Below are 24,048 nucleotides of genomic sequence, written 5' to 3'. Positions count from 1 at the left end.
TGCGCTTTACTGAACGGTGTCATAATGCCCCTCCGCTGCGGCGGGTTCCAGGTTTAAATCAGACGATTTCGATCTTGCTGTCGGGAGTCGGTCCCCATGCCCCGCGTTCTCATCATCGACGACCAGAAGGATGTCCGCGCGATGATCGCGATCGTGCTGCGGGTCAATCGTTTCGAGGTCGTGGAGGCGGAGAGCGGCGCTGCGGGGCTGAAAGCCTTTGCGGACGAGCCGTTCGACGCGGCGATCGTGGACATCTTCCTTGGTGACACCAGCGGCGTCGAGGTGATCGCGACCCTGCGCGAGCGTGCGCCGGGGCTCCCCGTCATCGCAGCGTCCGGGATGACGGCACTCGACTTCATGGAACAATCGTCCCACCTCGCCAACGTGGTCTGCCTGCAAAAGCCGTTTCGGCCGAACGATCTGCTGCAAGCGCTGCGGAAGGCCCAGGCCGCGGCCGGCGGCGAGCTGCCCGCGGCCGTCTGAGCTTGCCGCAAGGCCGTCTGAGCTTGCCGCAAGAAGAAACGCCCCGGGCGAGCCGGGGCGCTTTGATGATCGTGATGGCGGCCTTGAGGCCCGGCAAGCGCGCTTACGTGCCCTGGCCGCTGACCTCGGCGTAGCCGCCCTTGGCGTCCCATTTGTAGACGACATAATCGATCTGCTTGATGTCGCCCTTGGCGTCATACTCGATCGGGCCGATCACGGTGTCCCACTTGCCGGCCTTCATCGCTTCCATGACCTTCTTGGCGTCGGTGGTGCCGGCCTTCTTGGCCGCCTGCGACCAGACCTGCATCGCCGCATAGGTGTAGAGCGTGTAGCCTTCGGGATCGATGCCCTTGGCCTTGAAGGCTTCGACGATCTTCTTGGCGGTCGGCTTGTTGCGCGGGTCGGGGCCGAAGGTGAACAGCGTGCCTTCGCCGGCCGGGCCGGTGATGGAGGCGTACTCCTTGTCGGCGAGCGCGTCGCCGGCCATCAGGATCGTCTTGAGGCCCTGGTCGCGCATCTGACGCAAGATCAGGCCGCTCTCCTGATGATAGCCGCCGACATAGACGAGATCGATGTTGTCGCGCTTCAGGCGCGAGACGATCGCGTTGAAGTCCTTGTCGCCCTTGTTGTAGGACTCGTACATCTTCTCGGTGATGCCGGCCTTGTTGAGCGCCTTCTTGGTCTCGTCGGCAAGACCCTTGCCGTAGGTGGTCTTGTCGTTGAGGATGGCGATGTTCTTGCCCTTGAAATTCTTGGCGATGTACTGCGCCGCGATCAGGCCCTGCTGATCGTCGCGGCCGCAGACGCGCGCCACGTTCCAGAGCTTGCGCTCGGTGAAGGTCGGGTTGGTCGAGGCAGGGGTGATCTGGAGCACGTTGCCGTCGGCATAGGCTTCCGAGGCCGGGATCGACGACGAGGAGCAGTAATGCCCGGCGACGAACGGCATCTTGGCGCTGGCGATCTTCTCGGCGACGGAGCGCGCCTGCTTCGGATCGCAGGCGTCGTCCTCGACGTCGAGCGCGAGCTTCTTGCCGTTGACGCCGCCGGCGGCGTTGATATCGGCCACGGCCATCTCGGCGCCGTTCTTCATCTGGCGGCCGAAGGCGGACTCGCCGCCGGTCATCGGGCCTGCGACTGCGACGGTGACATCCTGCGCGAATGCCGCGCTCGACAGCGCGAGCGATGCGCCGAATGCCAGACCGATGAGCTTCAGTGATTTCATGAGATACCTCGCGGGTGGTCGCCTGTGGAAGTTGCCGGGGCATGCCCGGTCCAAACCGGCGCCATTCTTGAATGAATTCGAGGAGAAGTCACCGGCAAAATACGGGCATGTGTGGAGATATCTCGCCACATTCCGCCGCACGCGGTCGCATTCCGGACCCGTCAGCCGTGCCGGCCGCCTTCGAGGTAGGCGGCGCGGATCTCGGGGCGCTGCAACAATTCGGCGCCGCTGCCAGCCAGCGTGATCAGGCCATTGACCATGACATAGCCGCGATGGGCGAGCTTGAGCGCATGGTTGGCGTTCTGCTCGACGATCAGCACGGTCAGCCCGTCCTGCCGGTTCAGGGTGCGGATCGCATCGAAAATCTGGCGGGCGATCAGCGGCGCCAGCCCCAGCGAGGGCTCGTCGAGCAGCAGCAGGCGCGGCCGGCTCATCAAGGCGCGGCCGATCGCCAGCATCTGCTGCTCGCCGCCGGACAGGGTTCCGCCGCGCTGGGCGTAGCGTTCCTTCAGCCGCGGGAACAGCGTGAAGACGCGTTGCAGTGTCGTCTCGCGTTCGGCGTCCGTGCATCCGGTGGCGTCCGCGCCCATCTGGAGGTTCTCGGCGACGCTCATGCGCGGGAAAATGCGGCGTCCTTCCGGCGACTGTGCGATGCGCAAATGCGCGATCTCGTGGGTGGGAACGCCGGTGATGTCGCGGCCTTCGTACAGGATCTGGCCTGAGCGGGCGCGCGGCTTGCCGAAGATCGTCATCATCAGCGTCGACTTGCCGGCTCCGTTGGCGCCGATCAGCGCCACGATCTCGCCGGCATTGATCTCGACATCGACGCCCTTCAGCGCCTCGATCTTGCCGTAGGCGGCGCGCAAGGACCGGATCGCGAGCAGGGGAGTGGACGACGTCACGACCCGCTCTCCATCACCGCCGCGGCCTCGTCCTCGTCGGTGCCGAGATAGGCGGCGATCACCTTGGGATCGTCGCGGACCTCGCGGGGCGAGCCTTCGGCGATCTTGACGCCGTGATCCATCACCACGATGTGGTCGGAGATCTCCATCACCACCGACATGTCGTGCTCGATCAGCAGGATCGAGGTGCCATCGTTGCGGATCGAGAGCAGCAGCTCGCTGAGAGCGGCGCTCTCGCGCGCGTTGAGGCCGGCGGCGGGCTCGTCCAGGCACAATAGCGCGGGCTCGGTGCACATCGCGCGCGCGATCTCGAGCCGGCGCTGGTCGCCATAGGCGAGATTTCCGGCAGCGTCATCGGCGCGGTCGAGCAGGTTGACGCGCCTCAGCCAGTCGGTGGCGAGGTCGATCGCCTGCTTTTCGGCCTCCCGGTAGACCGGAGCGCCGACGAGGCCGAGCAAGGTGAAGCCGGAGGCGCGCATCAAGGCGTTGTGCTGCGCCACCATCAGGTTCTCCAGCGCGGTCATGCCGGGAAACAGGCGGATGTTCTGGAAGGTGCGGGCCACCTTGGCCTGCTTGGCGATGCGAAAATCGTTCAGCCGCTCCAGCGCGATCACCCTGCCGTCGTCATGGGTGAGACGGATGGCGCCGCCGCTCGGCTTGTAGAAGCCGGTGATGCAGTTGAACACGGTGGTCTTGCCGGCGCCGTTCGGCCCGATCAAAGCGGTGATCCTCTTGCGCTCGGCGGCGAAAGAGAGGTCCTGCACGGCGACGATGCCGCCGAAGCGCATGGTGAGCCGGTCGACACTGAGGATCTTGTCGCCGCTCATCCGTGCCCTTCCTTGACGAGGTCGGAGGAGATCGCCTGCGCCTTGGTCAGGTACACGGTCGGGGCGCGATGGCCGATCAGCCCGCGCGGCCGCCAGATCATGATCAGCACCATGGCCATGCCGAACACCAGCATGCGGTAGCCCTCGAGGCTCCGGAACAGCTCGAAGCCGCCGATCATGGCAAGCGCCGCGAGCGCAACGCCGAGCTGCGAGCCCATGCCGCCGAGCACGACGATGGCGAGCACCAGCGCCGATTCCTGGAAGGTGAAGGATTCTGGGCTGATGAAGCCCTGGCGCGTGGCAAAGAACGCGCCGGCAAAGCCGCCGAACATTGCGCCGGTCGCGAACGCCGTGAGCTTGGTGGTCGTGGTGTTGATGCCGAGCGCGCGGCAGGCGACCTCGTCCTCGCGCAATGCTTCCCAGGCCCGGCCGATCGGCAGGCGGCGCAGGCGGATCGTCACCCAGTTGGTGAGCAGGGCCAGCGCCAGGATCAGATAGAACAGGAAGACGATGCGGTGGGTCGGCGAGTACTCGATGCCGAGCTTGGCCGCCAAGCCGTCGTCGCTGTTGTCGAGCGGGATTCCGAAAAAGGAGGGACGCGGAATGCCGGAGACGCCGTTGGGGCCGCCGGTCAGCTCCTGCCAGTTGATGATGACGAGACGGATGATCTCGCCGAAGGCGAGCGTCACGATGGCGAGATAGTCGCCACGCAGCCGCAGTACGGGGAAGCCCAGCAGCACGCCCCAGAACGCGGCGAGGATGCCGGCGAGCGGCAGGCAGATCCAGAACGACCAGCCGAAATTGGTGGCGAGCAGCCCGTAGGAATAGGCGCCGACCGCATAGAAGGCGACGTAGCCGAGGTCGAGCAGGCCGGCGAGGCCGACCACGACGTTCAATCCCCAGCCCAGCATGACATAGGTGAGCACGAGGATGGCAAGGTCGAGGATGTAGCGCTGGTTATAGAAGATGACAGGCACCAGCAGCGTGAAGATCAAGAGCGCGGGCGCCAGATAGCGGCCGATGAACGACATTCCGCTCTGCACGGCTGGCGGCACCAGCTTCTCGGCGCCGGTCGGACCGATCCATTGCCGCAGCAGCTCGATCACGATCGAGCCGCCGAACACCGCGGCAACGAGGGATGCAAGCTCGCCGAAGCGTGTCCAGTAGGTGAGCTGGCCGTCGGAGCCCGCCTCGGTGCGGATGCCGACCATCAGCGAGAACAGAACCAGCGCGACCAGCGCATTGACGAAGGCTGTCTTCAGAAGGGGGAGGATGCCGGCGGAGCGACTTGCGGATGCGGTTGCTGGCGAGAGGGCTGTCACGCGCGGACCGTCAGACTTTTTCGACTTCGGGACGGCCGAGCAGGCCGGTCGGCATGAAGATCAGCACGACGATCAGGATCGAGAACGCCGCGACGTCCTTGTATCCGACCGAGAAATAGGCCGACCAGAACGTCTCGATCAGGCCGATCGCGAGGCCGCCGAGCATGGCGCCGGGCAGCGATCCGATGCCGCCGAGCACGGCTGCGGTGAACGCCTTGATGCCGGCGACGAAGCCCATGAAGAAATCGACCGTCCCGTAATAGAGCAGGTACATCAGGCCGGCGACCGCGGCGAGCGCGGCACCGATCACGAAGGTCATGGAGATGGTGCGGTCGACGTCGACGCCGAGCAGCGCCGCCATGGTCTGGTCCTGCTCGCAGGCGCGCATGTCGCGCCCGAGCCTCGTGCGCGAGACCAGCCAGGTGAAGATCGCCAGCAGCACGATGGTGGTGACGACCACCATGATCTGGATGTTGGAGAGCTGGATGACGAAGCCGTCCGCGCTCTCATGCAGGGTGTAGCCGCCGGTGATGAAGGGCGGGATCGGCTTGACGCGCGCGCCTTGCGCAACTTGCGAATAGTTGGTCAGCACGAACGACATGCCGATCGCCGACAGCATCGGGGCGAGGCGGAACGAATGCCGCAGCGGCCGGTAGGCGATGCGCTCGATGGTCCAGCCATAGAGCGCCGTGATCGCCATCGAGACCAGCAGCACCACGAGCAGGATGACCGGGATCGCGGTCAGGCCGAGCGAGACCAGAATCAGGAAGGTGATGAGGGCGATGAAGCCGCCGATCATGAAGATATCGCCATGGGCGAAATTGATCATGCCGACGATGCCGTAGACCATCGTGTAGCCGATCGCGATCAGGCCGTAGATCGAACCGAGCACGAGGCCGTTGATGAGCTGCTGGGCGAAATAATCCATGGACTGCCGTACCAACCTGAGGCGGCTCAAAGGGAGCTCTTTGAGAGAGAGTTCTTGGGCCCCGGCAGCCCTTGAGCGTTCGTCTCGTTTTCTAACAGGAGGGAACTGGCCGCCGCAACAGCCCAGGGCTCGGCATAAAGGCTTGTACAGAGGTCATTTCGGTTACGGACGTCATTTCGGCGGTTCCGCAGGTGCGAGGAACCGGGTTCCGCAGGGCAACCAAAATGCGGGCGGCCCGTTATCTCCGCTCTGACGTCCAACAAGGGAGTTTCCCCGAATGACGAAGCAGCAGAACCAGAATCCGGGCCAGCAGAGTCAGAACCCCGGCCAGCGCAACCCGCAACAGCAGCAGGGCGGCGGTCAGAAACCCGGACAGCAGCAGCAGGATCCGATGCGGCAGGGCGAGCGCCCCGGCCAGCAGAGCGGCCAGCGCGATCAGGAATAAATTTTGGGAGCCCAAGGGAGTCCACTTAGGGAGTCCAGGAGCGAAGAGCAGTAAGAGAGGTCCCGCCGAAAGGCGGGGCCTTTTTTCTTTTGGCAGGCGGTGCGCCGGGCCGGTTAAGGTAAACAAAGGGTTTAAATTGCCGCCACAGTCTGATGCGAGTTAGCTCCCGGCAGCGCCTTCCCAATGAAGGCGCGTGGCAGGCGAAGCGGGAAGCGGCATGTTCAGGAACTGGCGGATCGGCTCGGTCAACGGCGCGCTGCTGGCGGCCTATTTCATTCCGGCCTGGGCCCTCGTCGCCTTCAACATCATGCTGGCGCCGGTGCACGGCCTCTACGAGCGGCCGAGTGTCGCGGTCGCCCTGTTCCTCAGCGACCATCTCCAGATGGCGGGGATGGACACGGTGCGCGCCGCCTGGCTGCTGGCGCTCGGCCGGGCGACCGTGGTGGCGTTCTTCGCGATCTATCTCGTGCTGCTGAGCATTCCACGCACCCGCAAGAGCGGCAGCAGCGACGAGGCGCTCGGGATCGCGCTTGCGATCGGCAGCCTGATCTCGTTCGCCAGCATGGTGATGGCCTCCAAGGTCGGCGAGATGGCCGCGCTGCGGCTGCACGCCACCGAGCTCCTGCTCCTGCTCGGCGCCGCCATCGTGGTGGTGATCGAGAAGCCGGCGGAAGCGCCCAAGATGGTTCAGAAGGCCGCCGAGGCCCCCGCGCCGCTAGCTCTTGAGCAGGCCGAGCTCCTGCACAATCGCTGAGGCTTCCTTGACGGCGTGGTTCGCCGCCGGCACGCCGCAATAGATCGCCTGCTGCAACAGGATTTCCTTGATGTCGTCGGGCGCGAAGCCGCCCTCCGCGAGCGCCGCGCGCACATGCAGGCGGAATTCGTCCCATTGCCCAAGCGCGACCATGGTGCCGATCACGAGCACCCGCCGCGTCCGCTCGTCGAAATGCGGCCGCGTCCAGATCTCGCCCCAGGCATAGCGCGTGATCATGTCCTGGAAGTCGGTGTTGAACGCGTTGCGGTTGGCGATCGACTTGTCGACCCAGGCATCGCCCAGCACCTTGCGGCGCACGTTCATGCCGGCATCGCGGCGCTTCTGGTCGTCCATGGTGTTTCCTCCGGATCAGTCATTCCGGGTTCGCCTCTTCGAGGCGCCCCGGGATGACGGGGGGCAGCTAGCGCTGGGTCAAAAAGCCCACCACCGCATCGGTGAACGCGTGCGGCTGCTCGACATTGGAAATGTGCGCGGCGTCGATGATGGTCATGCTGGCGCCGGGAATGCTGGAGCGGATCAATTCGCCTGCGGAGATCGGCGTCGCCATGTCGTGGCGGCCGGCGATCACCAGTGTCGGGCTCTTGATCTTCGGCAGCAGCGCGCGCTGGTCGAGCGTCGACAGCGCCTCGCAGCAGGCCAGATATCCCTCGACAGGGGTGGCGAGCAGCATCGACTTCATCTTCGCGGTGATCTCAGGCTCGCGCTCGCGAAAATCCGCCGTGAGCCAGCCCGCGACCACGGCATCGGCGACCGCCGCGATGCCGCCCTTCTTCACGGCATCGATGCGCTCCAGCCATTTGGTCGGCTCGGCATAATAGCAGGAGGTGTTGGCGAGGATAAGCTTGCCGAAGCGCTCCGGCGCATTCGCGCCCAGCCATTGCCCGACCATGCCGCCCATCGACAGGCCGCACCAATGCACCTTCTCGATGTTGAGGTCGTCGAGGATTGCGAGCACGTCGCGGCCGAAGCGCTCCATCGTGTAGGGGCCGGGCGGAACGTTGGACTTGCCGTGGCCGCGGCGATCGTAGCGGATGACGCGGAACACCTGCGTCAGCGCCTTCATCTGCGGCTCCCACATCTGCAGCGTGCAGCCGAGCGAATTGGAGAGCATCAGGGTCGGCCCGCCGTCGCGGCCCTCGACGGAGACGTTGATCAGGCAACCGTCGGCATCGATCATGGGCATGATATGTTCCTCGTCATGCGCGGGCTTGACCCGCGCATCCATCTCGAATGCATGTTTCTCCGATGATGGATTGCCGGGTCAAGCCCGGCAATGACATCAGGAGAGATCCAACGAAGCTAGCAGCCGGTCGATCAGGGCCTGCGAGGCGCCTTGATAGGCCATCGGCTCGAACAATGCCGCAATTTTTTCCGGCGCCAGATGCGCAGTGACCTGCGAATCGGCCGACAGCACCTCGCGCAGATGCTTCTTCTCCGCAACTGCGCGCTTGCTGGCGGCCTCGATCAGATGATGTGCGTCGCTCTTGCCGATCTTGTCGGCGAGCGCGAAGGTGACGGCCTCGGCCATGATCAGTCCATGCGTCGCATCGAGATTGCTGCGCATGCGCGCGGCATCGACGTCGAGGCCTTCGGCGATGTCGACGACGGCGGCAAGCGCGCCAGAGGCGACCAGCATCAGTTGCGGCAGCGTCGGCCATTCCGCGTGCCAGGGACCGGCGCTGCGCTCATGGTCCTGCACCTGGGCTGCAAAAATCGTCGCGGCGAGTTGCGGCGCCATGGTGGCGGCGCCCAGCGCGCTTGCGGCGGCGACCGGGTTGCGCTTGTGCGGCATGGTCGAGGAGCCGCCGCGGCCTTCGCCGGCGGGCTCGAACGCTTCGCCGACATCGGTCTGCATCAGCAGCGAGACGTCGCGCGCAATCTTGCCGCAGCTGCCGGCGAGAATCGCAAAGCTGGAAGCCGCCTCGGCGATCCGGTCGCGATGGGTGTGCCAGGGCGCTTCCGGCAGCGGCAGGTTCAGCTCCTGCGCCAATCGCTCCGCAACGACGAGCCCCTTGTCGCCGAGCGCGGCGAGCGTGCCGGCGGCACCACCAAATTGCAGTGCGAGGCCCTCGCGGGCGAGCCGCCGCAGCCGGCAGCGCGCGCGGGCAACGCTTGATGCGTATTCTGCGGCCTTCAGTCCGAACGGCATCGGGAGCGCGTGTTGCAGCCAGGTCCGCGCCACCATCGCGGTGTTGCGGTGCTTGCGCGCCAGCGCGGCAAAGCCCTTGATGGCGCGGCTGAGGTCGGCATCCAGCGCGTCGATGCCGGCGCGCAAGCCGAGCATGGTCGCGGTGTCGATGACGTCCTGGCTGGTCGCGCCCCAATGGACGTAGCGGGCGGCCTCCGCATCGGCCTTGCCGACATTGGCGGTCAGCGCCTTGACCAGGGGAATCGCGAGATTGCCGGATCGTGTCGCGGCCTCGGCCAGCGCGGCCATATCGAAGGTATCAGCCTTGCACGCCGCCTCGATCGGTCTCACCGCGGATGCGGGGATCACGCCTGTCGCGGCCTCGGCGCGTGCCAGGGCTGCCTCGAAATCGAGCATGTTCTGGAGGGTCGACCGGTCGTCGCAGATCGCGCGCATGGCCGGGCTCGACAGCATCGGCGCGAGCAGGGGGGAGAGGGAGGTGCTCATATTATGCGGGACCTAACCACCATGACCCGCCTGTGCCAATCCCCAACCATCAGCGCAAGCCTTTTGCAGTTGCGAATATGCATTGCACGTGACCGGGGGACCACCCTTTCCTTTGCGGCCTCCGTGCGTTACTTGAGCAATATTATTCTGATGCAATCCAAGTCTGATATCCCGGGAGGCGCCCCATGGCCATGACGATGAACGGCGAAGTCCAGCTTGCGGCGCCGCGCGAGGCCGTCTGGGAGAAGCTCAACGATCCCGAGGTGCTCAAGGCCTGCATCCCCGGCTGCGAGGAGCTGGAGAAGACCGAGGACGGCGGCTTCCGTGCAACGGCCAAAATGAAGGTCGGGCCGGTGTCGGCGCGCTTCAAGGGCAAGGTCATGCTGAGCGATCTCGACCCGCCGAACGGCTACAAGATATCAGGTGAAGGCGAGGGCGGCGTGGCCGGATTCGCCAAGGGCGGTGCGGCGGTCAAGCTCGCGGAGAAGGACGGCGGCACGCTGCTCTCCTACGACGTCGAGGCGCAGATCGGCGGCAAGTTGGCGCAGCTCGGCCAGCGCCTGATCAACGGCACCGCCAAGAAACTGGCCGACGAGTTTTTCGCGAATTTCGCCAAGGCGGTACAGGGCTGAAACCTATCGCCTTTCGGCATGGCGGCTTGCGTCCGGGGCGATGTTGCCCCAGGGGACAATGGCCCATATGATGGGTTGGAATAATTATAAGAACGCTTCGACGGGACCCGTCGGGGTGCTGATAGAGAGTGCTTATGGCAAAAATCTCCCTCATCGTGAACGGCAATCCTGTAACGGCCAATGTCGATCCCCGCACGCTCCTGGTGCAGTTTCTGCGCGAGAATCTGCGGCTGACCGGCACCCATGTCGGCTGCGACACCTCGCAGTGCGGCGCCTGCGTCGTGCATCTCGACGGCAAGGCCGTGAAGTCCTGCACCACGCTTGCGGTGATGGCCGACGGCCATGAGGTCAAGACGATCGAGGGGCTCGCTGCCGACGGCGCGCCGCTGCATCCGATGCAGGAGGCCTTCCGCGAGCACCATGGCCTGCAGTGCGGCTTCTGCACGCCCGGCATGATCATGACCGCGATCGACATCGTCCATCGCAAGGGCCATGAGCTCGACGACCATACGATCCGGGAAGAACTAGAAGGCAATCTCTGCCGCTGCACCGGCTACCAGAACATCGTCGCCTCGATCTCCGCCGGCGCCAAGGCGATGGCGAAATCCGATCTCGCCTAACCCGCGCATCCCGCGATCAGGACATTCAGATGTACGAATTCAAATATCATCGCCCCGGGACCGTGCGGCAGGCCGCCAACCTCCTGGTGAAGAACGAGGACGCCAAGGTGATCGCCGGCGGCCATACGCTGATTCCCGTCATGAAGCAGCGTCTCGCCAGCCCCCCGCATCTGGTCGACCTCTCCCATATCGAGGGGCTCAACACGATCGAGATGAAGGGCCGGTCGCTGGTGATCGGCGCCACCGCCAAGCATGCCGAGGTCGCGACCTCCGCCATCGTCGGCGAGGCCATTCCGGCGCTGGCGGATCTCGCCGGCCAGATCGGCGATCCCGCCGTGCGCCACCGGGGCACGATCGGCGGCTCGCTCGCCAACAACGATCCGACCGCCGACTATCCCGCCGCGGTGCTCGCGCTGGGCGCGACCATCGTCACCAACAAGCGCCGCCTCAAGGCGGAAGAGTATTTCCAGGGCCTGTTCTCGACCGCGCTGGAAGCCGACGAGATCATCACCAAGGTGATGTTCCCGCTGCCGAAGAAGGCGGCCTACGTCAAATTCCGCAACCAGGCCTCGCGCTATGCGCTCGTCGGCGTGTTCGTGGCCCGGCGTCCGTCGGACGTGCGGGTCGCCGTCACCGGCGCCGGCTCCGAGGGCGTGTTCCGCGTCACCGCGTTCGAGGAAGCCCTGAAGAAGCGCTTCGCGTCGAAGGCGATCGAAGGCATCGAGGTGCCGGCGGACGGCCTCAACAGCGACATCCACGGCAGCGCCGAATATCGCGCGCATCTCATCGGAGTGCTGACGAGGCGTGCCCTCGACGCCGCCAACGCCAAGGCGTGAGTGAACCTCACGCCTCGGCCAAACTTGTCCCTGGTGGGGCGTAGCGAGACTGGCTTTTTCATGAATTCAGCGGCCAATTCTTCCGGTGCTTTGCCGGCATCGGTCGATGCGATGCTCGAACTCTTGACCTCGCGCGGCTATCTCGCCGAGCGGTCGCTGGCGACGGTGACCTACCTGTCGCTGCGCATGGGCCGGCCGCTGTTCCTCGAAGGCGAGGCCGGCGTCGGCAAGACCGAGATCGCAAAGGTGCTCTCGGCGGCGCTGGGGCGGAAGCTGATCCGTCTGCAGTGCTACGAGGGCCTCGACGTTTCCTCCGCGGTCTATGAGTGGAACAGCGCCGCGCAGATGATCGCGATCCGGATGGCGGAAGCCGCCGGCGATACCGATCGCGATCAGCTCTCGAGCGACATCTTCGCCGACCGCTACATGATCAAGCGGCCGCTGCTCCAGGCGCTGGAGCCTGATGTGGCCGGTCCGCCGGTGCTCTTGATCGACGAGCTCGACCGCGCCGACGAGGCGTTCGAGGCCTACCTGCTCGAGATCCTCAGTGACTTCCAGGTGACCATCCCCGAATTCGGCACCGTGAAGGCGCCGCATCCGCCAATCGTCATCATCACCTCCAATCGCACCCGCGAGATCCACGACGCGCTGAAGCGGCGCTGCCTCTACCACTGGGTCGATTATCCCGCCGCCGAGCGCGAGCTCGCGATCGTCAAGACGCGCGTACCCGGCATCTCGGCAAAACTCTCGCAGCAGGTCGTGCGCTTCGTGCAGGCCCTGCGCAACCAGGATTTCTACAAGTCGCCTGGTGTCGCCGAGACCATCGACTGGGCCACCGCTTTGTCGGAGCTCGATGCCCGCTCGCTGACCCCGCAAGTGGTCGGCGACACGCTGGGCGCGCTGCTCAAGTACCAGGACGACATCACACGGATGCAGGGCGATGCCTTGCAGAAGGTGCTGAAGGACGCGACGAGCGAGAATTGATCTCGCGCCATAACTGCTCCCGTCATTCCGGGGCGCGACGAAGTCGCGAGCCCGGAATCCATAACCGCGATCGGGAGTATGGATTCCGGGCTCGCGCCTAAGAAAGCGCGCCCCGGAATGACGAGGGGATGGATACGAAACCATGGCCATCAACCACCTTGCTCCGGAGCAAACCGAGCAGTTCGCCGACAACATCGTCGGCTTCGCCCGCGCGCTGCGTGCGGCCGGAATGCCGGTCGGGCCGGGCGCCGTCATCGATGCCATGAGCGCGCTGCAGGTGATCGACATCGGCAACCGGTCCGACGTCTTCACCACGCTGGAGGCGATCTTCGTCAAGCGCCACGAGCATGCGCAGATCTTCAGGCAGGCCTTCAACCTGTTCTTCCGTGCCTCCGAGGAATGGAAGCACATGCTGGATTCGGTACCGCTGCCCGAGCAGGCCAAGAAGAAGCCGCAGGCCGGCGCCCGCCGCGTGCAGGAGGCGATGTCGCAGCCGCGCATGACCGAGACGCCGCAGCACCAGGAGCAGGATTTGCGCCTGTCGGTCTCCGACAAGGAGATCCTTCAGAAGAAGGATTTTGCGCAGATGAGCGCGGCGGAGATCAGCGAGGCGCTGCGCGCGGTCGAGCGGATGCACCTGCCGCAGGCCGAGCTCCTGACGCGCCGGCACCAGCGCGATCCGCGTGGGCTGCGCCTCGACCTGCGCCGCACGCTGCGCGCGTCCTTACGCACCGGCGGCGACATCATCGACATCCATCGCCTCGGGCGGATCGAGAAGCCGGCGCCGATCGTCGCGCTGCTCGATATCTCGGGCTCGATGAGCGAGTACACTCGCCTGTTCCTGCACTTCCTCCACGCCATCACTGACGCGCGCAAGCGCGTGTCGGTGTTTCTGTTCGGCACCCGTCTCACCAATGTCACACGGGCGCTGCGCCAGCGCGATCCGGACGAGGCGCTGGCGAGCTGCTCGGCCTCGGTCGAGGACTGGGCCGGCGGCACGAGGATCTCGGCCTCGCTGCACAACTTCAACAAATTGTGGGCGCGGCGGGTGCTGAGCCAGGGCGCCATCGTGCTGCTGATCTCCGACGGGCTGGAGCGCGAGGCCGATTCCAGGCTCGCCTTCGAGATGGACCGGCTGCACCGCTCCTGCCGGCGGCTGATCTGGCTGAACCCCCTGTTGCGCTTCGGGGGCTTCGAAGCCAAGGCCCAGGGCATCAAAATGATGCTCCCGCACGTTGACGAATTCCGCCCGGTACATAATTTGAGTTCGATCCAGGAGCTGATCACCACGCTCTCCCAGCCGCTGCCGCCGCATCACCGCAGCCTGATCCGCTCCGCAGCTTGAGAGGCCACCCATGCTCGATCGCGACGAGGATATCCTGAAGGCGGCGGAGGACTGGCAGAAGGCCGGCCGTGGCGTCGCGCTGGCGACCGTGGTGGAGACCTGGGGCTCGGCCCCGCGCCCGGCGGGCTCGAGCCTCGTCATCAACGACGAGGGCACGTTCCTGGGCTCAGTCTCCGGCGGCTGCGTCGAGGGCGCCGTGGTGACCGAGGCCATGGACGTGATCGAGAGCGGCAAGCCCAAGATGCTGGAATTCGGCGTTGCCGACGAGACCGCCTGGAATGTCGGTCTGTCCTGCGGCGGCACCATCCGCGTCTTTGTCGAGAAGGTCGGCTAGCCGTGAAGCTCGCGATCCTGCACGAACTCAATGCCGAGCGCGCCGCGCGCCGGCCCGTCATTCTGGTGACGGACACAGAGAGCGGCGAGCAGCGCCTGGTGAAGGCTGCGGACTTCGCAAAAGACCCGCTGCGCGCTGAGCTGGACAAGCAGCTTCGCATGGGCAAGAGCGCCAATGTCGAGGCCGGCGGCAAGAAGCTGTTCCTGAATGTCTACGCGCCGACCGCAAAGCTCGTGATCATCGGTGCGGTCCATATCAGCCAGGCGCTGGCGCCGCTGGCGCGCTCGCTCGGTTACGACGTCACGGTCGTTGATCCCCGTACCGCCTTCGCCAGCCCCGAGCGTTTCCCGGACATTCCGCTCGTCGCCGAATGGCCGGACACGGCGCTGCCGCCGCTCAATGTCGATGCCTACACCGCCTTCGTCGCGGTGACGCACGATCCCAAGATCGACGATCCCGCGTTGCTGCACGCCTTCGAGCGCAACTGCTTCTATATCGGCGCGCTCGGCTCACGGAAGACGCACGCCAAGCGCGGCGACCGGCTGCGGGCGCAGGGCGCCAAGGACAGCGACATCGCGCGCATCCACGCGCCCATTGGTCTTGCGATCGGCGCGGTCTCGCCGTCCGAGATCGCGGTAGCGATCATGGCCGAGATCACGGCGGTGCTCCGCCTGCCACCCAAAGAAAAAGAAGAAGCGGCATGAAGTTCGGACCGGCGAGCCCCAAGGATGCGATCGGCGGGGTGACCGTCCACACCCTGCGCCAGGGACCGCTGGTGCTGAAGAAGGGCACGACGATCGGGCCTGCCGAGGTCGAGTCGCTCACGCGCGCCGGCATCAAGGACATCGTCGTGGTGCGGATGGAGGCGGGCGACGTCTCCGAGGACGTCGCGGCCGCCAGCATCGCGCTTGCGGTCGGCGGCGAGGGCATCCATGTCGAGCGCGCCTTCACCGGCCGCGCTAATCTGTTCGCCGCCCAGCCCGGCGTGCTGGTGATCGACCGCGCCGCGGTCGACCGCATCAACAATATCGACGAGGCCATCACCTTCGCGACGCTCACCGCCTACAAGCCCGTGGTCGAGGGCGAGATGGTCGGCACCGTCAAGATCATCCCGTTCGGTGTCGAGGGGACCTTGCGCGATGCCGCGGTGAAGGCGGCCGGCAAGGACGTGCTGAAGGTCGCGCCGTACGTCATCAAGCGCGTCGGCGTGGTCTCGACGCTGCTGCCGGGCCTGTCGTCGAAGGTCGTCGACAAGACCCTGCGCGTCACCGCCGAGCGCCTCGCGCCGGCCGGCGCCAGCATCATCGCCGAGCGGCGGGTCCAGCACGACGAACACGCGCTGTCGGCGGCGATCAAGGAATTGCTTGGATTAGGGGCCGAGCTCGTCATCGTGTTCGGCGCGTCCGCGATCGCCGATCGTCGCGACGTCATTCCGGCGGCCGTGACCGGCATCGGCGGCGAAATCGAGCATTTCGGCATGCCGGTCGATCCCGGCAATTTGCTGCTGATCGCGCGGGCAGGCGGCGTGCCGGTGCTGGGCGCGCCGGGCTGCGCCCGCTCGCCGGTCGAGAACGGTTTTGACTGGGTGCTGATGCGACTGCTTGCCGGCATCAAGGTGACGCGCTCCGAGCTGATGGGCATGGGCGTCGGCGGCCTCCTGATGGAGATCGTGACGCGGCCGCAGCCGCGCGCAAAGCCGGAGACCGAGGGCAACAGCCAGGTCGCGGCCATCGTGCTCGCGGCGGGCCGCTCGACCCGTATGGGCGGGCCGAACAAGCTGCTCGCCGAACTCGACGGCAAGAAGCTGGTGCGGACCGCCACCGAGCAGGCGCTGGCGTCCAAGGCATCCGAGGTGATCGTCGTCACCGGCCATCAGACCGAGCTGGTCGAGCAGGCGCTCGCGGGCCTGAAGGTGCGCTTCGTCAAGAACCCGGATTTCGCCGGCGGCATCGCAAGCTCGGTCAAGGCCGGCATCGCGGCCGTGCCCGACACCTGCGACGGCGCGATCGTCTGTCTCGGCGACATGCCGCTGATCGACGCCAGCCTGATCGACCGCCTGATCGACGGCTTTGCGCCCGACCGCGGCAACCTGATCGTCGTGCCCGTCAGCGAAGGCCGCCGCGGCAATCCCGTGCTGTGGTCGCGCCGTTTCTTCAAGGAATTGATGACGCTCGACGGCGATGTCGGCGCGCGGCATCTGATCGCCAAGCACACCGAGGCGGTCGCCGAAGTGCCTGTCGATGGCGAGAGCGCCTTCCTCGACATCGACACGCCGCAGGCCCTGGAAGCCGCACGCCGCGGATGACGCTGCCGTAGGGTGGGCAAAGCGACTTGTCCGCCATAGCTCGAGGAGCGACGGCGGAAGCGTGCCCACCGATCTTGAATGACGATGTGGATGGTGGGCACGGCGCTTCGCGCCTTTGCCTACCCTACGGCACCTCCAAAGTGGCGGATTTCAACCACTCGTTCACCAAGTGGAAACGACCGCCGCTTAGAGTCCCCTCCACCTGCCTTGGGGGGAGGGGCTTTCCATGACTTCGAATGCCGTCGCGCGCCGTTGCGCGATGTTTTTCTTTGCGCTGTCGGTGTGTGTCGCTGGGGCGCGCCACATTACGGATGCGCACGCGGCCGGCGCCATTGCGGTCGGCAAGTGTGGCGCCTATGGCCAGGCCTATGATTACGGCGCCGAGCACGAGGCGCGCGCCGCGGCGCAGAAGCAGTGCAAGGGTGAATGCACGACGGTCACGATGAAGCGCGCCTGCGCCGCGATGTCGGTCGATCTCGCCAACCCCTGCGGCGCTTATGGCTACGCCGTCAAGCCGAAGATCTCCGCCTCGCTCAATGCCGCCACGCGCGAATGCTACAAATATGGCGGCAAGGAATGCGTGATCCGCGCCTGGGCCTGCGACGCCAAGGGGTAATCCTCTCGCTGTCATTCCGGGGCGCGCGTAGCGCGAACCCGGAATCTCGTGCAACAATCTCCAGATTCCGGGTCTGCGCCTGACGGCGCATCCCGGAATGACATTTTGTGGAGACATGCATGCAATTCGACACCAAGATCGCCGTCGTGATCCGCACCGATCTTCAGGCCTGGCAGAAGCTCAACGTCGCGTCCTTTCTCACCAGCGGCATCGCCGCTGCATTTCCCGAATGCATCGGTGAGCCCTACGAGGACGCCTCTGGTACAAAATATCAGTCGCTGATCGGCCAGCCGATTCTGATCTACGCCGCCGACGGCCCCGCGCTGTCGCGGGCGCTCGACCGCGCGCTGACGCGCAACGTGAAGCCGGCGGTCTATACCGAGGATATGTTCAAGACCACGCACGATGCCGCCAATCGGGAGGCGGTGAGGGCCGTGGCGCGCACCGATCTCAACCTCGTCGGGATCGCGATGCGCGCCGAGCGCAAGGTGATCGACAAGATCGTCGATGGATTGAAGTTCCATAGCTGACGCGGTGTCCACTTAGCCTGCGCCATCACGTCCCTGTCATCATGCTGCCCGCGGCGCATAAATTTGCGCCGTTTGACTCCAATCAAGGGCACGCCGCGCGGCATCGCTAGTCTGCTCCAATCCTTGCAACGGAGCAGACCCATGCCGACCATGAAAGCCGCCATCGTCAAACAATTCGGCAAGCCGCTGGTGATCGAGGACGTGCCGGTGCCGCAGCCCGGCCCCGGCGAGGTCTTGGTCAAGGTGAAAGCGTGCGGCGTCTGCCACACCGACTTGCACGCCGCCGCCGGCGACTGGCCGGTGAAGCCGGCGCCGCCCTTCATTCCCGGCCATGAGGCCGCCGGCATCGTGGCCGCGCTCGGGCCCGGCGTGAAAAATCTCAAGGTCGGCGATGCCGTCGGCGTCGCCTGGCTGCACGATGCGTGCATGGCTTGCGAATATTGCCAGACCGGCTGGGAGACGCTGTGCGAGCACCAGCACAACACCGGCTACAGCGTGAATGGCGGCTTCGCCGAATACGTCATCGCCTCGGCCGCCTTCGCCGCCAAGCTGCCGGCGACGATCGACTTCGCCGCCATCGCGCCGATCCTCTGCGCCGGCGTCACCACCTACAAGGGACTGAAGGAGACCGACGCGCGGCCCGGCGAGTGGGTCGCGATCTCAGGCGTCGGCGGGCTTGGTCATGTCGCGGTCCAGTACGCCAAGGCGATGGGGTTCAAGATCGCCGCCATCGATATTGCCGAGGACAAGCTTGCGCTCGCACGCGAGACCGGCGCCGATCTCGCGGTCAACGCGCTTGAAGCCGATGCCGTGGACAAGGTGCTGACGGCAACCGGCGGAGGGGCCCACGGTGTGCTGGTGACCGCGGTCTCGACCGCCGCGTTCGCGCAGGCCCTGAAGATGGTGCGCCGCAAGGGCACCGTGAGCCTGGTCGGCCTGCCGCCGGGTGAATTCCCGACGCCGATCTTCGACGTCGTGCTCAAGCGCATCACCGTGCGCGGCTCCATCGTCGGCACGAGGCGCGATCTCGACGAAGCCATCGCCTTCGCCGCCGACGGCAAGGTCAAGGCCGAGGTGGCGAAGGTGCCGCTTGCGCAAATCAACGACGTTTTCGATCGGATGAAGGCCGGCAAGATCGACGGCCGCATGGTGCTGGATTTTGCTTGAAGCGTTTTCGAGCGAATTGGATACCGGTTCGCATAAAGAAAACGCGTCGAAACGGGAATCTGGCGCCTCAGCCCGGCGGCATGCCTGCGAATGTCGGCAAGTTGGGGTCGAGGCGATCCCAATCGTGGGCGCGCGCGGCGTAAGTCACGGCTTGCGGCTTGTAGCGGGCGGGCTCGTCGAGGCTGGCGGCACGGATGGTGAAGATCTCGGGCATGGCGGCGAAGGTCATATAGACCGGCAGGCCGCACTGCGGACAGAAGCCGCGCGTCTTCACATTGCCGCTGTCGCCGACCATGTCCCAGTGCTTCGCCTCGCCGGTCAGTGTGACGCCGGCGCGCGCGAAGGTCGCGTACGAGCCGTGTCCGCTGCCGCTTTCCCGCTGGCAGTCCCGGCACTGGCAGTGATTGCTGAACAGCGGCTCGCCAAGAATCGAATAGCGGATGGCGCCGCAGGCGCAGCCGCCGGTAAAGAGCTTTGTCATCGAAAAATCTCCCGCTCACTCTTCGCCGCTGATCTCATCGAGCTGTTTGACGACCTTCTTCCAGCCGCCGCTCATGACCGTGTAGGCCGACTCGTTCCTCGGCAGGACGAAGCCGGCATGAACGAGCCGGATCCGCGTGCCGGCCTCGACCGGGGTGAGGGACCAGGTCACGACGGTGTCGAGCGGCGCGCCGTAGCCGGTGTTGCGCGCATCGCCGCCCTTCCAGGCGTAGACGAGGCGCCTGAAAGCCACGACTTCGAGAACGCGGCAATGAATGACGCCGTCCCAATTGCCGCCCGGTGTGGTCTGGAACGTAAAGGCCTTGCCTTCGACCGCTTCGAAGCCGGTCGGCTGCATCAGCCAGCGCGCGATCAGCTGCGCGCTGGTCAGCACCTTCCAGACCGTCTCCGGCGCATGAGGGAGCACCTCGTCGATGACGATGTCTTTTGTCTCGGCTTGCAACGCGGCTGCACTCACGGGTCGATCTCCTTCAAGAGGTCACGCAGGTTCTGGAAGCGCTCGCGCCAGAACACGCCGTAATGGTCCATCCAGGTGACCAGCGGCGCGAGGCCTTGCGGCGCGGCGCGGTAATAGACGTTGCGGCCTTCGGCGCGCTCGGCGACGAGGCCGGCCTGTTTCAACGATTTCAGGTGCTGCGAGATCGCCCCCTGCGTGACGCCGCTGCCACGGGTCAGCTCAGCGACGCTGATCTCCTTGCTCTCGAACACACGCTCGAACACCGCGCGGCGGGTCGGATCGGCGAGGGCGCGCATCACGGTGGTGACGGGATTTGGGGCGGGCTCAATCATGCGAGTTCAATTAGCGAATGCTAATGAATTAGTCAACACTAATTCGTTGGCCGAATTGCGTTGCGTTCCTGGCTTGACTATGACTGACTAGTCAGTCATAAATTGAGGATGCCAAAGAAGTCGACCAAAGCCGCCATGTCCCCCGCAGCTCGCACCAGCGCGAACGTCCCCGCAGCTAGCGAGGAGGGACCTGCCTCGAACCGTGCCACACGCGCAGCGGAGCGGCGTGCGGCGATCGTGGAGGCCGCGATGGAGGAGTTCATCGCGCGTGGCTTCGCGGCGACGCGGCTCGACGACATCGCCAAGCGCGCCGGTGTCGCCAAGGGCACGATCTACCTGCACTTCAAGGACAAGGAATCGATGTTCGAGGAGCTGGTGCGGATCGTCATCGTGCCCGTGGTGGCGCGGTTGACGGAGTTGCCGCCGCCAGCGGGCTCGGTGCGCGATCTCGTCGAGGCCTTCGCCCGCAATTTCCTGAAGGAAGTGATCGGCACCAGGCGCGGCGATCTGGTGCGCCTGATCGTGGCGGAGGGGCCGCGCTTTCCCTCCGTCGCCGACTTCTACTACCGCGAGGTCGTCTCGCGCGGCATCGCCACGATGCGCACCCTGATCGAGCTCGGCATCGCCCGTGGCGAGATCCAGGAGAAGGACCTCGCGCGCTATCCGCAGATCCTGGTCGCGCCCGCGATGATCGCGGTGATCTGGCAGAGCCTGTTTGCGCGGCACGCGCCGCTCGATGCGCAGGACATGCTGCGCGTCCATCTCGATTTGATTTTTGGCGAACGGAGGACGACATGAGGTCGTCGCGAACCATCTCTCACCTCATCCTGAGGAGCGCGGAACGCGCGTCTCGAAGGATGAAGGCCCGGCTGTGGCTCCTCGCCCTTCGAGACGCTGCTTCGCAGCTCCTCAGGGTGAGGGATCGACAGCAGTATCTGCCGCGCTTCTGTTCGATCGCGGCCCTCGTGCTCGCAACCGGCCTCGCCGGCTGCCAGGAGAAGCGCGATCCCGGCTTCCAGGGCTGGGTCGAGGCCGACATGATCTTCGTCAGCCCGGATGAAGCGGGCCGGGTGACGAAACTGAACGTGCGCGAGGGCGACGAGGTCAAGGTCGGCGATCACCTCTATTCGGTCGACGACGACCTCCAGTTCGCCGACCTCAACCAGAACAAGGCGACGCTGGCGAACGCCCAGCAGACCTATGACCGCGCGGCCTCGCTGAGCAAGACCGGATCGGGCACGCAGGCCAATCTCGACTCCGCGGTGTCGGCCTTGCGCGTTGCCGAAGCGCGGGTGGCGACGTCGGAGACGCGGATGGCGCGGCGCAAGGGCTTTGCGCCGGTCGCCGGCACCATCCAGCAGATCTATTTCCGTGAGGGCGAGATGGTGGCGGCACAGCGGCCGGTGCTGTCGATCATGCCGCCCGGCAACATGAAGCTGCGCTTCTTCGTGCCGGAGACCGAGCTGCCGAAGCTTACGATCGGCGACACGGTGCGGATCGCCTGCGACAATTGCGCCGCCGACCTCACCGCCAAGATCTATTTCATCGCGACCTCGGCGGAGTACACCCCGCCCGTCATCTACAGCCTCGAGGAGCGCAACAAGCTGGTCTACCTGATCCAGGCGCGGCCCTCGCGCCCCGACGCCCTGCGCGTCGGCCAGCCGATCAACGTCTATCTCAACCCCAAGACGCCGGTGGCGGACAAGCGATGAATGGCCGCAACGACATCGCGATCGACGTCAAGGGCCTGACCAAATCGTTCGGCGGGCGCGAGGTCGTGCACGATCTGTCGATGCAGGTGAAGCGCGGCTCGATCTACGGCTTCCTCGGGCCGAACGGGTCGGGCAAGACCACGACCATCCGCATCCTCTGCGGCCTGTTGACGCCCGACAGCGGCGAGGGCACCTGCCTCGGCTACGACATCCTGAAGGACGCCGAGAAGATCAAGCGCCAGGTCGGCTACATGACCCAGCGCTTCAGCCTGTATCAGGACCTTTCGGTGCGCGAGAACCTCGAATTCGTCGCGCGGCTCTATGGCCTCACCGATGCGCGCGGCGCCGCGCGCGACATGATCAAGCGGCTCGGGCTCTCGGGCCGCGAGGAGCAGCTCGCAGGCGAGCTCTCTGGCGGATGGAAACAGCGGCTGGCGCTGGGCGCCTGCACGCTGCCCAATCCAAAGCTGCTGCTGCTGGACGAGCCGACCGCCGGCGTCGATCCCAAGGCGCGGCGCGATTTCTGGAACGAGATCCACGCGCTCGCGGCTGAAGGGCTGACCGTGCTGGTCTCGACCCACTACATGGATGAAGCCGAGCGCTGCCACGAGATCGCTTATATCGCCTATGGCCATTTGCTGACCCATGGCACGGTCGAGGAGGTGATCGCGGGATCCGCGCTCTCGACCTACACCGTCACGGGCGAAGACCTGAACGGCCTCACGGCCGAGCTCACCGGCAAGCCCGGGATCGACATGGTGGCCCCGTTCGGAACCTCGCTGCACGTCTCGGGGCGCGACGTTACCGCGTTAGAGGCCAGCATCGCGCCCTGGCGCGAAAAGAGCGGCCTGCACTGGCACAAATCCTCGCCCTCGCTCGAAGACGTCTTCATCGAGCTGATGAGCCGCTCCAAGGACAATTTCCAATGAGCGCTGTCGATCAAGCCACACCACGGCACGAAATCCGCGAACGCTTCGGCTTCTGGAAGCGCTCCTATGCGATGCTGATCAAGGAGTTCATTCAGCTGAGGCGCGACCGCGTCTCGTTCGCGATGATCGTGATGCTGCCGGTGATGCAGCTTCTGCTGTTCGGCTATGCCATCAACACCACGCCGCACCACCTGCCCAGTGCCGTGCTGCTTCAGGAGGATTCCGATCTTGCCCGCTCGATCCTGAAGGCGCTGGAGAACACCGCCTATTTCCGCTTCATCTACGAGGTGCACGACGTCGACGATTTCGACAATCTGCTGAAATCCGGCAAGGTGCTGTTCGGCGTCGAGATCCCGCGCGGCTTCGAGCGGGCGGTGCGGCGCGGCGACAAGCCGGCGCTGCTGGTCGCGGCCGACGCGACCGACCCGGTGGCCGCGAGCTCCGCGCTCGGCTCGCTCGGCATGGTGGTGCAGACCGCGCTCGCGCACGATCTCTATATCGGCGATCCCCCGGAGATGCCGTTCGAGATCCGGGCGCATGCCCGCTACAATCCGGCGGCGGCCTCCAGCCTCAACATCGTGCCGGGCCTGGTCGGCACCATCCTCACCATGACCATGCTGATCTTCACCGCGCTGTCGGTCACGCGCGAGGTCGAGCGCGGCACCATGGAGAGCCTGCTGTCGATGCCGATCAAGCCGGTCGAGGTGATGTTCGGCAAGATCATCCCTTACGTGCTGGTCGGCTTCGTCCAGGCTTTCCTCATCATCGGCATCGGCGTGTTCCTGTTCGGCGTGCCCGTGCTCGGCAATCTGTTTCTGCTGGCGCTGCTCTCGACACTGTTTATCACCACCAATCTCGCGATCGGCTACACCATCTCAACCGTGGTGCAGAATCAGCTTCAGGCCATGCAGATGTCGATGATGTTCTTCCTGCCGAGCATTCTGCTGTCCGGCTTCATGTTCCCGTTCGCAGGCATGCCGGCCTGGGCGCAATATCTCGGCGAAGGCCTGCCGCTGACGCATTATTTGCGCATCGTCCGCGCAATCATGCTGAAGGGCGCGACCATGCAGAATCTGCGGTTCGACGCCCTGGCGCTGGCGGCCTTGATGCTGCTTGCCATGGTCATCGCCGTGACGCGCTTCCGCCGCACGCTGGATTGAGGCAAACTGCCCCTTGAGAGTCATTCCGGGGCGAAGCGAAAGCATTGAA

At 65.5% G+C, this 24,048-nt stretch carries 29 protein-coding genes; 18 read left to right on the top strand and 11 right to left on the bottom strand.

Annotated features, from left to right (window positions below):
* Window positions 1–96: 96 nt before the first annotated feature.
* Complete coding sequence (locus WN72_RS31075) at window positions 97–483, top strand: response regulator (protein WP_092213527.1); 387 nt, start codon at window positions 97–99, stop codon at window positions 481–483.
* Between the two features lie 103 nt (window positions 484–586).
* Here the strand turns inward: WN72_RS31075 and WN72_RS31070 are convergent, their stop codons facing one another.
* The 5 genes from WN72_RS31070 to WN72_RS31050 all read right to left on the bottom strand — a co-directional run bounded on the left by WN72_RS31070 (window position 587) and on the right by WN72_RS31050 (window position 5,684).
* Window positions 587–1,705: a branched-chain amino acid ABC transporter substrate-binding protein gene (locus tag WN72_RS31070; protein ID WP_027560197.1), complete on the bottom strand. Its 1,119-nt coding sequence runs from the start codon at window positions 1,703–1,705 to the stop codon at window positions 587–589.
* Window positions 1,706–1,866: 161 nt separating this feature from the next.
* A complete protein-coding gene (locus tag WN72_RS31065; protein WP_027560196.1) occupies window positions 1,867–2,607 on the bottom strand; it encodes an ABC transporter ATP-binding protein in 741 nt (246 codons plus the stop codon).
* Complete coding sequence (locus tag WN72_RS31060) at window positions 2,604–3,434, bottom strand: ABC transporter ATP-binding protein (RefSeq protein WP_027560195.1); 831 nt, start codon at window positions 3,432–3,434, stop codon at window positions 2,604–2,606. The genes WN72_RS31065 and WN72_RS31060 overlap by 4 nt, the downstream gene beginning before the upstream one ends.
* The gene (gene livM / locus WN72_RS31055; RefSeq protein WP_027560194.1) at window positions 3,431–4,756 is read right to left on the bottom strand and encodes a high-affinity branched-chain amino acid ABC transporter permease LivM; all 1,326 of its coding nucleotides are present in this window, start codon (window positions 4,754–4,756) and stop codon (window positions 3,431–3,433) included. The genes WN72_RS31060 and livM overlap by 4 nt, the downstream gene beginning before the upstream one ends.
* A gap of 10 nt (window positions 4,757–4,766) precedes the next feature.
* The gene (locus WN72_RS31050; protein WP_027560193.1) at window positions 4,767–5,684 is read right to left on the bottom strand and encodes an ABC transporter permease subunit; all 918 of its coding nucleotides are present in this window, start codon (window positions 5,682–5,684) and stop codon (window positions 4,767–4,769) included.
* Between the two features lie 277 nt (window positions 5,685–5,961).
* Here WN72_RS31050 and WN72_RS31045 point away from each other — a divergent pair, with 277 nt between their 5' ends.
* Together WN72_RS31045 and WN72_RS31040 are read left to right on the top strand one after the other, a co-directional pair.
* Window positions 5,962–6,129, top strand: coding sequence for a hypothetical protein (locus tag WN72_RS31045; RefSeq protein WP_167380661.1), 168 nt, complete (start codon window positions 5,962–5,964; stop codon window positions 6,127–6,129).
* 217 nt (window positions 6,130–6,346) lie between these two features.
* Window positions 6,347–6,883, top strand: coding sequence for a hypothetical protein (locus tag WN72_RS31040; protein ID WP_092213529.1), 537 nt, complete (start codon window positions 6,347–6,349; stop codon window positions 6,881–6,883).
* On the opposite strand, the gene WN72_RS31035 is transcribed toward WN72_RS31040, so the two are convergent.
* The 3 genes from WN72_RS31035 to WN72_RS31025 all read right to left on the bottom strand — a co-directional run bounded on the left by WN72_RS31035 (window position 6,845) and on the right by WN72_RS31025 (window position 9,539).
* Window positions 6,845–7,237, bottom strand: coding sequence for a carboxymuconolactone decarboxylase family protein (locus tag WN72_RS31035; RefSeq protein ID WP_092213531.1), 393 nt, complete (start codon window positions 7,235–7,237; stop codon window positions 6,845–6,847). The two genes, WN72_RS31040 and WN72_RS31035, sit on opposite strands and share 39 nt — an antisense overlap.
* Window positions 7,238–7,304: 67 nt before the next feature.
* A complete protein-coding gene (pcaD, locus tag WN72_RS31030) occupies window positions 7,305–8,087 on the bottom strand; it encodes a 3-oxoadipate enol-lactonase (RefSeq protein WP_092213815.1) in 783 nt (260 codons plus the stop codon).
* Between the two features lie 96 nt (window positions 8,088–8,183).
* Window positions 8,184–9,539 carry a 3-carboxy-cis,cis-muconate cycloisomerase gene (locus tag WN72_RS31025; protein WP_092213533.1) on the bottom strand — a complete coding sequence of 452 codons (1,356 nt, stop codon included), beginning with the start codon at window positions 9,537–9,539 and terminating at the stop codon, window positions 8,184–8,186.
* Window positions 9,540–9,724: 185 nt separating this feature from the next.
* Between WN72_RS31025 and WN72_RS31020 the strand changes: the two genes are divergently transcribed.
* The 11 genes from WN72_RS31020 to adhP all read left to right on the top strand — a co-directional run bounded on the left by WN72_RS31020 (window position 9,725) and on the right by adhP (window position 18,908).
* Complete coding sequence (locus tag WN72_RS31020; protein ID WP_027560188.1) at window positions 9,725–10,171, top strand: SRPBCC family protein; 447 nt, start codon at window positions 9,725–9,727, stop codon at window positions 10,169–10,171.
* A 134-nt stretch (window positions 10,172–10,305) separates the two neighbouring features.
* Window positions 10,306–10,791, top strand: a complete 486-nt coding sequence (locus WN72_RS31015; protein WP_014494194.1) for a (2Fe-2S)-binding protein — start codon at window positions 10,306–10,308, stop codon at window positions 10,789–10,791.
* 29 nt (window positions 10,792–10,820) lie between these two features.
* Window positions 10,821–11,627 carry an FAD binding domain-containing protein gene (locus tag WN72_RS31010; RefSeq protein ID WP_027560186.1) on the top strand — a complete coding sequence of 269 codons (807 nt, stop codon included), beginning with the start codon at window positions 10,821–10,823 and terminating at the stop codon, window positions 11,625–11,627.
* Window positions 11,628–11,687: 60 nt separating this feature from the next.
* Window positions 11,688–12,611: an AAA family ATPase gene (locus WN72_RS31005; protein WP_027560185.1), complete on the top strand. Its 924-nt coding sequence runs from the start codon at window positions 11,688–11,690 to the stop codon at window positions 12,609–12,611.
* Window positions 12,612–12,753: 142 nt separating this feature from the next.
* Complete coding sequence (locus tag WN72_RS31000; RefSeq protein WP_092213535.1) at window positions 12,754–13,956, top strand: vWA domain-containing protein; 1,203 nt, start codon at window positions 12,754–12,756, stop codon at window positions 13,954–13,956.
* 10 nt (window positions 13,957–13,966) lie between these two features.
* A complete protein-coding gene (locus WN72_RS30995; protein ID WP_008564652.1) occupies window positions 13,967–14,290 on the top strand; it encodes an XdhC family protein in 324 nt (107 codons plus the stop codon).
* Window positions 14,291–14,292: 2 nt separating this feature from the next.
* Complete coding sequence (locus WN72_RS30990; protein WP_027560183.1) at window positions 14,293–14,994, top strand: XdhC family protein; 702 nt, start codon at window positions 14,293–14,295, stop codon at window positions 14,992–14,994.
* Window positions 14,991–16,595, top strand: coding sequence for an NTP transferase domain-containing protein (locus WN72_RS30985; RefSeq protein ID WP_092213537.1), 1,605 nt, complete (start codon window positions 14,991–14,993; stop codon window positions 16,593–16,595). Before WN72_RS30990 ends, WN72_RS30985 begins: the two co-directional genes overlap by 4 nt.
* A gap of 226 nt (window positions 16,596–16,821) precedes the next feature.
* Complete coding sequence (locus tag WN72_RS30980; RefSeq protein ID WP_027560181.1) at window positions 16,822–17,211, top strand: DUF4189 domain-containing protein; 390 nt, start codon at window positions 16,822–16,824, stop codon at window positions 17,209–17,211.
* Window positions 17,212–17,330: 119 nt separating this feature from the next.
* Window positions 17,331–17,741, top strand: coding sequence for a DUF2000 family protein (locus tag WN72_RS30975; protein ID WP_167380662.1), 411 nt, complete (start codon window positions 17,331–17,333; stop codon window positions 17,739–17,741).
* A gap of 141 nt (window positions 17,742–17,882) precedes the next feature.
* Window positions 17,883–18,908, top strand: coding sequence for an alcohol dehydrogenase AdhP (gene adhP, locus WN72_RS30970; RefSeq protein WP_027560179.1), 1,026 nt, complete (start codon window positions 17,883–17,885; stop codon window positions 18,906–18,908).
* A gap of 67 nt (window positions 18,909–18,975) precedes the next feature.
* Here adhP and WN72_RS30965 read toward each other — a convergent pair whose 3' ends face one another.
* Genes WN72_RS30965 through WN72_RS30955 form a run of 3 tightly spaced genes read right to left on the bottom strand, consistent with a single transcriptional unit; the run spans window position 18,976 to window position 20,198 of the window.
* Complete coding sequence (locus WN72_RS30965) at window positions 18,976–19,389, bottom strand: GFA family protein (protein ID WP_092213542.1); 414 nt, start codon at window positions 19,387–19,389, stop codon at window positions 18,976–18,978.
* Window positions 19,390–19,404: 15 nt separating this feature from the next.
* Window positions 19,405–19,866 carry an SRPBCC family protein gene (locus WN72_RS30960; protein WP_092213543.1) on the bottom strand — a complete coding sequence of 154 codons (462 nt, stop codon included), beginning with the start codon at window positions 19,864–19,866 and terminating at the stop codon, window positions 19,405–19,407.
* Entirely contained in the window at window positions 19,863–20,198 is a 336-nt protein-coding gene (locus WN72_RS30955) for an ArsR/SmtB family transcription factor (protein ID WP_027560176.1), read from the bottom strand. Before WN72_RS30955 ends, WN72_RS30960 begins: the two co-directional genes overlap by 4 nt.
* Before the next feature lie 108 nt (window positions 20,199–20,306).
* Here WN72_RS30955 and WN72_RS30950 point away from each other — a divergent pair, with 108 nt between their 5' ends.
* From WN72_RS30950 to WN72_RS30935, 4 genes are read left to right on the top strand one after another with little or no spacing between them, the layout of a single operon-like run.
* A complete protein-coding gene (locus tag WN72_RS30950) occupies window positions 20,307–20,996 on the top strand; it encodes a TetR/AcrR family transcriptional regulator (protein ID WP_092213545.1) in 690 nt (229 codons plus the stop codon).
* Window positions 20,993–21,910 carry an HlyD family secretion protein gene (locus tag WN72_RS30945; RefSeq protein ID WP_244553677.1) on the top strand — a complete coding sequence of 306 codons (918 nt, stop codon included), beginning with the start codon at window positions 20,993–20,995 and terminating at the stop codon, window positions 21,908–21,910. The genes WN72_RS30950 and WN72_RS30945 overlap by 4 nt, the downstream gene beginning before the upstream one ends.
* On the top strand, window positions 21,907–22,839 hold the full coding sequence (locus WN72_RS30940) for an ABC transporter ATP-binding protein (RefSeq protein ID WP_027560173.1): 933 nt from the start codon (window positions 21,907–21,909) through the stop codon (window positions 22,837–22,839). Before WN72_RS30945 ends, WN72_RS30940 begins: the two co-directional genes overlap by 4 nt.
* A complete protein-coding gene (locus WN72_RS30935) occupies window positions 22,836–23,999 on the top strand; it encodes an ABC transporter permease (protein ID WP_092213547.1) in 1,164 nt (387 codons plus the stop codon). The genes WN72_RS30940 and WN72_RS30935 overlap by 4 nt, the downstream gene beginning before the upstream one ends.
* The last annotated feature ends 49 nt before the right edge of the window (window positions 24,000–24,048 follow it).

Origin of the sequence: Bradyrhizobium arachidis, assembly GCF_015291705.1 — a bacterium.
In the GTDB taxonomy this organism is placed as follows: Bacteria; Pseudomonadota; Alphaproteobacteria; order Rhizobiales; family Xanthobacteraceae; genus Bradyrhizobium; species Bradyrhizobium arachidis.
This window is presented reverse-complemented; position numbering and strand designations above follow the sequence as displayed.

Bases quoted from the DNA above. Each gene is read 5' to 3' on its own strand.
- WN72_RS31075 (WP_092213527.1), top strand. From the start codon at position 97: ATGCCCCGCGTTCTCATCATCGACGACCAGAAGGATGTCCGCGCGATG.
- WN72_RS31070 (WP_027560197.1), bottom strand. From the start codon at position 1,705: ATGAAATCACTGAAGCTCATCGGTCTGGCATTCGGCGCATCGCTCGCG.
- WN72_RS31060 (WP_027560195.1), bottom strand. From the start codon at position 3,434: ATGAGCGGCGACAAGATCCTCAGTGTCGACCGGCTCACCATGCGCTTC.
- WN72_RS31050 (WP_027560193.1), bottom strand. From the start codon at position 5,684: ATGGATTATTTCGCCCAGCAGCTCATCAACGGCCTCGTGCTCGGTTCG.
- WN72_RS31045 (WP_167380661.1), top strand. From the start codon at position 5,962: ATGACGAAGCAGCAGAACCAGAATCCGGGCCAGCAGAGTCAGAACCCC.
- WN72_RS31040 (WP_092213529.1), top strand. From the start codon at position 6,347: ATGTTCAGGAACTGGCGGATCGGCTCGGTCAACGGCGCGCTGCTGGCG.
- WN72_RS31035 (WP_092213531.1), bottom strand. From the start codon at position 7,237: ATGGACGACCAGAAGCGCCGCGATGCCGGCATGAACGTGCGCCGCAAG.
- pcaD (WP_092213815.1), bottom strand. From the start codon at position 8,087: ATGCCCATGATCGATGCCGACGGTTGCCTGATCAACGTCTCCGTCGAG.
- WN72_RS31025 (WP_092213533.1), bottom strand. From the start codon at position 9,539: ATGAGCACCTCCCTCTCCCCCCTGCTCGCGCCGATGCTGTCGAGCCCG.
- WN72_RS31020 (WP_027560188.1), top strand. From the start codon at position 9,725: ATGGCCATGACGATGAACGGCGAAGTCCAGCTTGCGGCGCCGCGCGAG.
- WN72_RS31015 (WP_014494194.1), top strand. From the start codon at position 10,306: ATGGCAAAAATCTCCCTCATCGTGAACGGCAATCCTGTAACGGCCAAT.
- WN72_RS31010 (WP_027560186.1), top strand. From the start codon at position 10,821: ATGTACGAATTCAAATATCATCGCCCCGGGACCGTGCGGCAGGCCGCC.
- WN72_RS31005 (WP_027560185.1), top strand. From the start codon at position 11,688: ATGAATTCAGCGGCCAATTCTTCCGGTGCTTTGCCGGCATCGGTCGAT.
- WN72_RS31000 (WP_092213535.1), top strand. From the start codon at position 12,754: ATGGCCATCAACCACCTTGCTCCGGAGCAAACCGAGCAGTTCGCCGAC.
- WN72_RS30995 (WP_008564652.1), top strand. From the start codon at position 13,967: ATGCTCGATCGCGACGAGGATATCCTGAAGGCGGCGGAGGACTGGCAG.
- WN72_RS30985 (WP_092213537.1), top strand. From the start codon at position 14,991: ATGAAGTTCGGACCGGCGAGCCCCAAGGATGCGATCGGCGGGGTGACC.
- WN72_RS30980 (WP_027560181.1), top strand. From the start codon at position 16,822: ATGACTTCGAATGCCGTCGCGCGCCGTTGCGCGATGTTTTTCTTTGCG.
- WN72_RS30975 (WP_167380662.1), top strand. From the start codon at position 17,331: ATGCAATTCGACACCAAGATCGCCGTCGTGATCCGCACCGATCTTCAG.
- adhP (WP_027560179.1), top strand. From the start codon at position 17,883: ATGCCGACCATGAAAGCCGCCATCGTCAAACAATTCGGCAAGCCGCTG.
- WN72_RS30965 (WP_092213542.1), bottom strand. From the start codon at position 19,389: ATGACAAAGCTCTTTACCGGCGGCTGCGCCTGCGGCGCCATCCGCTAT.
- WN72_RS30955 (WP_027560176.1), bottom strand. From the start codon at position 20,198: ATGATTGAGCCCGCCCCAAATCCCGTCACCACCGTGATGCGCGCCCTC.
- WN72_RS30950 (WP_092213545.1), top strand. From the start codon at position 20,307: ATGCCAAAGAAGTCGACCAAAGCCGCCATGTCCCCCGCAGCTCGCACC.
- WN72_RS30945 (WP_244553677.1), top strand. From the start codon at position 20,993: ATGAGGTCGTCGCGAACCATCTCTCACCTCATCCTGAGGAGCGCGGAA.
- WN72_RS30940 (WP_027560173.1), top strand. From the start codon at position 21,907: ATGAATGGCCGCAACGACATCGCGATCGACGTCAAGGGCCTGACCAAA.
- WN72_RS30935 (WP_092213547.1), top strand. From the start codon at position 22,836: ATGAGCGCTGTCGATCAAGCCACACCACGGCACGAAATCCGCGAACGC.